The sequence below is a fragment of the Streptococcus intestinihominis genome (genome assembly GCF_046824975.1).
In the GTDB taxonomy this organism is placed as follows: Bacteria; Bacillota; Bacilli; order Lactobacillales; family Streptococcaceae; genus Streptococcus.
Map to the genome: position 1 here is coordinate 341,464 of NZ_JBKQBL010000001.1, position 7,410 is coordinate 348,873.

The 7,410-nt window shown below is 44.5% G+C and carries 5 protein-coding genes and 1 pseudogene; 5 read left to right on the plus strand and 1 reads right to left on the minus strand.

What is annotated here, in order from left to right; translation table 11 throughout:
- From ACLOR3_RS01785 to recD2, 4 genes and pseudogenes are all read left to right on the plus strand, one after another.
- Window positions 1-181 (plus strand): annotated as a pseudogene (locus ACLOR3_RS01785) (glutathione peroxidase); the annotation flags it as partial.
- 55 nt (window positions 182-236) lie between these two features.
- Window positions 237-1,127 (plus strand): ribonuclease HIII, encoded by an 891-nt coding sequence (gene rnhC / locus ACLOR3_RS01790; protein WP_411400090.1) that lies wholly within the window; start codon window positions 237-239, stop codon window positions 1,125-1,127.
- Window positions 1,128-1,130: 3 nt separating this feature from the next.
- On the plus strand, window positions 1,131-1,769 hold the full coding sequence (gene lepB, locus ACLOR3_RS01795) for a signal peptidase I (protein ID WP_411400091.1): 639 nt from the start codon (window positions 1,131-1,133) through the stop codon (window positions 1,767-1,769).
- A gap of 93 nt (window positions 1,770-1,862) precedes the next feature.
- Window positions 1,863-4,298, plus strand: coding sequence for an SF1B family DNA helicase RecD2 (gene recD2, locus ACLOR3_RS01800; protein WP_411400092.1), 2,436 nt, complete (start codon window positions 1,863-1,865; stop codon window positions 4,296-4,298).
- Window positions 4,299-4,326: 28 nt separating this feature from the next.
- Here the strand turns inward: recD2 and dinB are convergent, their stop codons facing one another.
- Complete coding sequence (gene dinB / locus ACLOR3_RS01805; protein ID WP_411400093.1) at window positions 4,327-5,439, minus strand: DNA polymerase IV; 1,113 nt, start codon at window positions 5,437-5,439, stop codon at window positions 4,327-4,329.
- A 225-nt stretch (window positions 5,440-5,664) separates the two neighbouring features.
- On the opposite strand from dinB, the gene ACLOR3_RS01810 reads away from it, so the two are divergent.
- Window positions 5,665-7,410, plus strand: a 1,746-nt coding sequence (locus ACLOR3_RS01810; RefSeq protein ID WP_412036931.1) for a pyruvate formate lyase family protein, incomplete at its 3' end; no start/stop codon positions are given.

Here is a 7,410-nt window from a genome sequence, read left to right on the forward strand (position 1 = left end):
AGAAGCCAGCCCCCTCTACCAATGGTTAAAAGAACAAGCTAGTGGTCCCTTGGGCTCCCGCATTGAATGGAATTTCGCCAAATTCTTGATCAATCGCCAAGGCCAAGTCATCCACCGCTTCTCTTCAAAAACTAATCCTCAAGCAATTGAATCAAGCCTAAAAGAAGTTCTTTCAGATTAAATTCGACTGGTCTTTTTCTGGCCTTTCATCTAGCTTTTATGATACAATAAGGGCTATGGAAACAATTACATTGTCCCCTCAAAACGAGGACATCCAAGCATTTGTTCGTCAGCACCAAGACCACCAGGCACCTTCAAAAAATCCTTATATCCGTTATTTTTTCAAGGCACCTGGTGCAACCATTTCGATTTACACATCAGGAAAGGTTGTCCTACAAGGTAGTCAGGCGACGCGCTATGCTGCCTTCTTCGGTTACCAACAAGATCCGATAGACCAAGCACTTGCCGGACAAGACTTCCCCTTAATCGGAACGGATGAAGTCGGAAACGGCTCTTACTTTGGAGGGCTTGCCGTCGTGGCTTCACTGGTTAGCCCGGAGCAACATGCCCGCTTAAAAAGTCTAGGAGTTGGGGATTCTAAGACCTTAGATGATCGAAAAATTCGAGCTCTCGCACCGATTCTCAAAAAAGAAATCCCGCATCAGGCCTTACTGCTGACACCTAAAAAATACAATCAAGTCATCGCCTCTGGCTACAATGCGGTATCTGTCAAGGTTGCTCTTCACAATCAAGCCATTTTTTTGCTCTTGCGACAAGGGGCAAAAGCTCAAAAGATTGTAGTCGATGCCTTTACGACCAAGAAAAACTATGATCGCTATGTTCAAGCAGAAGCGAATCAGGTCCCACAAGTCGTCACCCTAGAAGAGAAGGCCGAAGGAAAATACCTGGCGGTAGCTGTGAGTTCCATTATTGCCCGTGACCTCTTCCTCCAAAATCTGGAAGATTTGAGTCAAGAACTCGGCTACACCCTTCCAAGTGGAGCTGGTACGCCCTCAGATAAGGTAGCTGCTCAACTATTAAAGGCCTATGGCATTCAAGCCCTTGACTACAGTGCCAAACTTCATTTTAAAAATACAGAAAAAGCAAAAAAATTGATAGAAAGATAAAGCATGAAACGTTCAAAAAAATCAACTAATCCAGTCCGTTCTTTCCTGAAAGAATGGGCGCTCTTCGGCCTCATTATTGGAGGCATTATTCTCTCTCGTATTTATCTGTGGACGCCTGTCCGTGTCGATGGCCATTCTATGGATCCGACCTTGGCAGATAGTGAATACCTTCTCGTTATCAATAAACTGCCTATCGACCGTTTTGATATCGTAGTCGCTAGTGAAACAGATAATGGTAAAACCAAAGAAATCGTTAAACGGGTCATTGGGCTCCCTGGTGAAACCATCGAGTACAAAAACGATGTCCTCTATATCAACGGCAAAGAAACGGACGAGCCTTACTTGAAAGAATACATTCAAAAATTTAAAGAAGATAAATTGCAATCAACCTATTCTGGAAAAGGGTTCGAAGAAAATGGAGAGCTCTTCCGCCAAATGGCACAGATAGCCGAAGCTTTCACCGTTGATAAAGATGGAAGTGCGACCTTCACGAAAAAGCTCTTAGATGATGAGTATCTACTCCTTGGTGATGATCGAATCGTTTCAAAAGATAGCCGCCAGGTGGGGGCTTTCAAGAAGGAACAAATCAAAGGGGAAGCCGTCCTTCGCCTCTGGCCACTCCTTCCATTCCAGACGTATTAACCCATGATGAGGTTGGGACTCTTGTTCCAATCTCTTTCAATATCTTCATGAGAGATAAGTTCTCTCAGACCATTACTTAAAAGGAAACTCTGCATGGAATACTATTTCTCAGGAACCATTGAGCGGGTCATTTTTGAAAATCAAAGTAGTTTTTTCCGTATCTTATTGTTGGATATCAATGATACAGATGCAGAGGACTATGATAACTTTGAAATTATCGTCACTGGAACGATGGCAGATATCGTCGAAGGAGAAGATTATACCTTCTGGGGAGAACTGGTCCATCATCCGAAATATGGCCAACAGTTGCAAATGAATCGCTATGAACGAGCCAAACCCACTAGCAAAGGCTTGGTGAAATACTTTTCTAGCGACCATTTTAAAGGGATCGGACTCAAAACGGCCCAAAAGATCGTCGATCTCTATGGTGAGGATACCATTGATAAAATTCTGCAAGCACCTGAAAAGCTAGCCTCTATCTCCGGACTTTCTAAAAAGAATCGCGAGGCCTTTGTCGAAAAACTACAGCTCAACTATGGTACGGAACGGGTCCTCGCCCAACTTGCTAACTATGGCATTCCTAATAAACTAGCCTTCCAAATCCAGGATTTCTACAAGGAAGAAACCTTGCAAATCGTCGAATCGGCTCCGTATCAACTGGTCGAAGATATTCAAGGAATGGGCTTTAAAATCGCCGACCAACTAGCAGAAGAATTAGGGATTGCCAGTGATGCTCCTGAACGCTTCCGAGCTGGACTAGTCCATAGTCTCTTAACCCTCTCCTTAGAAACAGGAGATACCTACGTTGAAGCCAAAGAATTGCTCCAGGCCACCATCCAACTCTTAGAAGCATCTCGTCCCGTTGAGCTCGATCCATCCAGTGTTGCCCAAGAATTGGCCAGTCTCATCGAAGAAGACAAGGTGCAAAACATTGACACCAAGATTTTCAACAACAGCCTCTTCTTTGCGGAAGAAGGGATCCGAAGCCATATCGGTCGCCTGCTAGAAAAAGGAAAGCAAGAATCTTTCGACCTAGAAAAAATCGAACAAACGATTGATGACATTGAAGATGAACTCCACATTCACTACGACCCCATCCAACGGAAGGCTATCCAAGAAGCCATCCAGCAAAAGGTCTTTGTCCTTACAGGTGGACCAGGAACGGGGAAAACAACTGTTATCAATGGGATCATCGGGACCTATGCCCGCCTGCACCAATTAGACCTTCGCAAGAAATCTCAATTACCAATCCTCTTAGCTGCTCCAACCGGTCGAGCAGCCCGTCGAATGAGTGAACTGACGGGTCTTCCGAGCGCCACCATTCATCGTCACTTAGGAATGACGGGAGACGACGACACGAGTCACTTGGACGATTATCTTGATGCGGATTTTATCATTGTCGATGAATTCTCTATGGTGGATACTTGGCTGGCCAATCAGCTCCTCAGCAATATCTCTTCCAATACCAAACTCTTAATCGTTGGAGATGCCGATCAGCTTCCCTCTGTGAGTCCTGGACAAGTCTTGTCCGATCTCCTACAGATCCCAATCATTCCTCAAGTCAAACTGGAACACATCTTCCGTCAAAGTGAAGATTCGACCATCGTCACTTTGGCCAGTCAGATTCGTAAAGGCCACCTGCCTTCAGATTTCACAGAGAAAAAACCTGATCGTTCCTACTTTGAAGCGCCGAGTGAGCTCATCGCTCCCATGATTGAAAAAATCACCAGCGCTGCCCTTCGCAACGGCATTCCGGCCCGAGAAATCCAGGTCCTCGCTCCGATGTATCGAGGTTCTGCAGGCATTGACCAGATTAACAGTCTCATGCAAGAGCTTCTCAATCCATTGGAAACGGATGCTTTATTCTTTCAAGCACTGGACTGCCAGTATCGAAATGGTGACAAGGTCATCCACCTGGTCAATGATGCCGAAAGCAATGTCTTTAACGGAGATATTGGCTACATCACCGACCTCTTGCCAGCTAAGTATACCGAATCCAAGCAAGATGAACTCACCATCCAATTTGATGGCAATGAATTGGTCTACCCCCGCAATGAATGGTACAAGATTCGCCTGGCCTATGCCATGAGCATCCACAAGTCACAGGGAAGCGAATTTCCTGTGGTCATTCTGCCCTTGACCAATCAGAGTCGACGGATGCTCCAACGCAATCTGATCTACACGGCCATCACCCGTTCCAAAAGCAAGCTCATTCTCCTCGGTGAATACACTGCATTTGACTTTGCGACAAAGAATACTGGAACTGCTCGCAAAACCTATCTGATTGAGCGTTTTTCGGATGGAATCCCTCAAGGTAGAGACTCTGACTCACAGAGCCCTGTCCACCTGGAAGAGCCCATAAAAAAAATAGAGCCCCGAAGGGAGCCCGTCTCAGTTGAAAACCACTCTGACTCACCTGCTTCCCAAGTTTCTCAACAAGGCTATCGATTAACAGAGGACAATTACTTGACTATTGATCCTATGATTGGCCTCACAGAGGAAGAAATTCAACAATTCTTCAAAAACTAGCTAAAAATTCCCCGTAGGTCAAGTATACCTACGGGGTTTCTTCTATTAGAGATCCTTCATATGATTCCTGAGACTCGGAAGAAAAATTAGTGAGGGTCACCCCTAAAAGGCGAATACCTGAGGAGTTACTTTCTAGGCTCTGGTAGAGCTCCTGGGCCAGTCTCTGAATGACTTCAGGGTCTCTGGTTGCTTCCTCTAAACTTCGTCTCTTGGTCAAGGTCGTAAAATCGGCATAACGAATCTTGAGCACCAAGGTCTTACCAATTTTCTGATGCTTGGCCAAGCTGTTCGCTACCTTTTCAGATAGGTTGGCTAATTCTTTTAGCACATCATCCTCGGCCACCAGCAATTTTCGATAGGTGCGTTCCTTCCCAATGGACTTGCGAATACGATTGCTCTTGACAGGACTGTTATGGATCCCCCGGGCCTTTCGATAAAGATCAAAACCAAAGCGACCGAAGTGATCGATGAGAGTCATTTCCGGCACTTCTAAGAGATCTGCACCAGTATAAATTCCCAAATCATGAAGTCGCTCCACTGTCCGCTTTCCCACACCATGAAACTTAGCTATATCCAGCTGACTTAAAAAGTCTTGAGCTTGCTCGGGTAAAATGACGGTCAGTCCCCGAGGCTTCTGGTAATCACTGGCAATTTTTGCAAGAAACTTATTGTAGGAAACTCCAGCAGAAGCAGTTAGGTGCAATTCATTCCAAATATCATGCTGAATCAAGCGAGCTACCTTGACAGCAGACTGAAGACCAAGCTTATTATTGGTAACATCCAGATAGGCTTCATCAATGCTCATGGGCTCAATCAGATCGGTATAGCGTTTAAATATTTCTCTGACTTGGAGACCGACAGCCTGGTACTTCTCGTAGTTGCCAGGGATGAAAACTGCCTGAGGACAACGTTCATAGGCCTCTTTGGAACTCATAGCCGAATGGACACCATATTTTCTGGCTTCGTAATTGCAAGTCGATACCACTCCTCTTCCACCAGACAAACGGGGATCATGACCAATGATGACAGGCTTTCCCTTCAATTCTGGATGGTCGCGCTCTTCAACGGACGCAAAAAAGGCATCCATATCGATATGAATGATCTTACGACTCGTATCATTTACTAAAGGAAATATGAGCATGGGCAACCTCCTCTTTCATTATATCCCTATCACCGATTTTTTCCTACTAATTTTCACTTTCCTCAAGACAAAAATATAATACAGTTTATTCATCTGTGCTGTTCTGTATTATAAAAGAATCCAAAATCTTTTTGCTATTCCCTTTGTGAAACCGATTTCTATGTGGTATACTACTATTGTAAGTGCAACAGATTTGTTGCTAGAAAGATATAAGAGGATTTAAACATGGTTGTTAAAACAGTTGTTGAAGCACAAGACATTTTTGACAAAGCCTGGGAAGGCTTCCAAGGGGAAGACTGGAAAGAAAGAGCCAGCGTCTCACGCTTTGTACAAGCTAACTACACTCCTTATGATGGAGACGAAAGCTTCCTAGCTGGACCAACTGAACGTTCTCTTCACATCAAGAAGATTGTTGAAGAAACAAAAGCACACTACGAAGAAACTCGTTTCCCATACGATACTCGTCCAACTTCTATCGCTGATATCGCAGCTGGATACATCGACAAAGAAAACGAAGTGATCTTCGGTATCCAAAACGATGAATTGTTCAAATTGAACTTCATGCCTCGTGGTGGTATCCGTATGGCGGAAACTACTTTGAAAGAAAATGGATATGAGCCAGATCCAGCTGTGCATGAAATCTTCACTAAATATGTAACAACAGTTAACGACGGTATCTTCCGTGCTTATACTACAAACATCCGTCGTGCACGTCACGCTCACACAGTAACTGGTCTTCCAGATGCATACTCACGTGGACGTATCATCGGGGTTTATGCTCGTTTGGCCCTTTACGGAGCTGACTACTTGATGGCTGAAAAAGCAAACGACTGGAATGCGATCACTGAAATCGATGAAGAATCAATCCGTCTTCGTGAAGAAGTAAACCTTCAATACCAAGCACTTCAAGAAGTTGTTAAATTGGGTGACCTTTATGGTGTAGACGTACGTCGTCCTGCCTTCGATACAAAAGAAGCAATCCAATGGACAAACATCGCCTTCATGGCTGTCTGCCGTGTGATCAACGGTGCTGCTACTTCTCTTGGACGTGTGCCAATCGTTTTGGACATCTACGCTGAACGTGACTTGGCTCGTGGTACTTACACTGAGTCTGAAATCCAAGAATTCGTTGATGATTTCGTTATGAAATTGCGTACTGTTAAATTTGCTCGTACAAAAGCTTACGACCAATTGTACTCAGGTGACCCAACCTTCATCACAACTTCTATGGCTGGTATGGGTAACGACGGACGTCACCGTGTTACGAAGATGGACTTCCGTTTCTTGAACACTTTGGACAACATCGGTAACTCTCCAGAACCAAACTTGACAGTTCTTTGGACTGACAAATTGCCATACAGCTTCCGTCGCTACTGTATGCATATGAGCCACAAACACTCTTCTATCCAATACGAAGGTGTAACTACTATGGCTAAAGACGGATACGGTGAAATGAGCTGTATCTCATGTTGTGTATCTCCACTTGACCCAGAAAATGAAGAACAACGCCACAACATCCAGTACTTCGGTGCTCGTGTAAACGTGCTTAAAGCTCTTCTTACTGGTTTGAACGGTGGTTACGACGACGTTCATAAAGACTACAAAGTATTTGACATCGATCCTATCCGTGACGAAGTTCTTGAATTCGAATCTGTTAAAGCAAACTTCGAAAAATCACTTGACTGGTTGACTGACACTTACGTAGATGCTTTGAACATCATCCACTACATGACTGATAAGTACAACTACGAAGCTGTTCAAATGGCCTTCTTGCCAACTCACCAACGCGCAAACATGGGATTCGGTATCTGTGGATTCGCTAACACTGTTGATACTTTGTCAGCAATCAAATACGCTACTGTTAAACCAATCCGTGACGAAGATGGCTACATCTACGATTACGAAACAATCGGTGAATACCCACGTTGGGGTGAAGATGACCCACGTTCTAACGAATTGGCAGAATGGTTG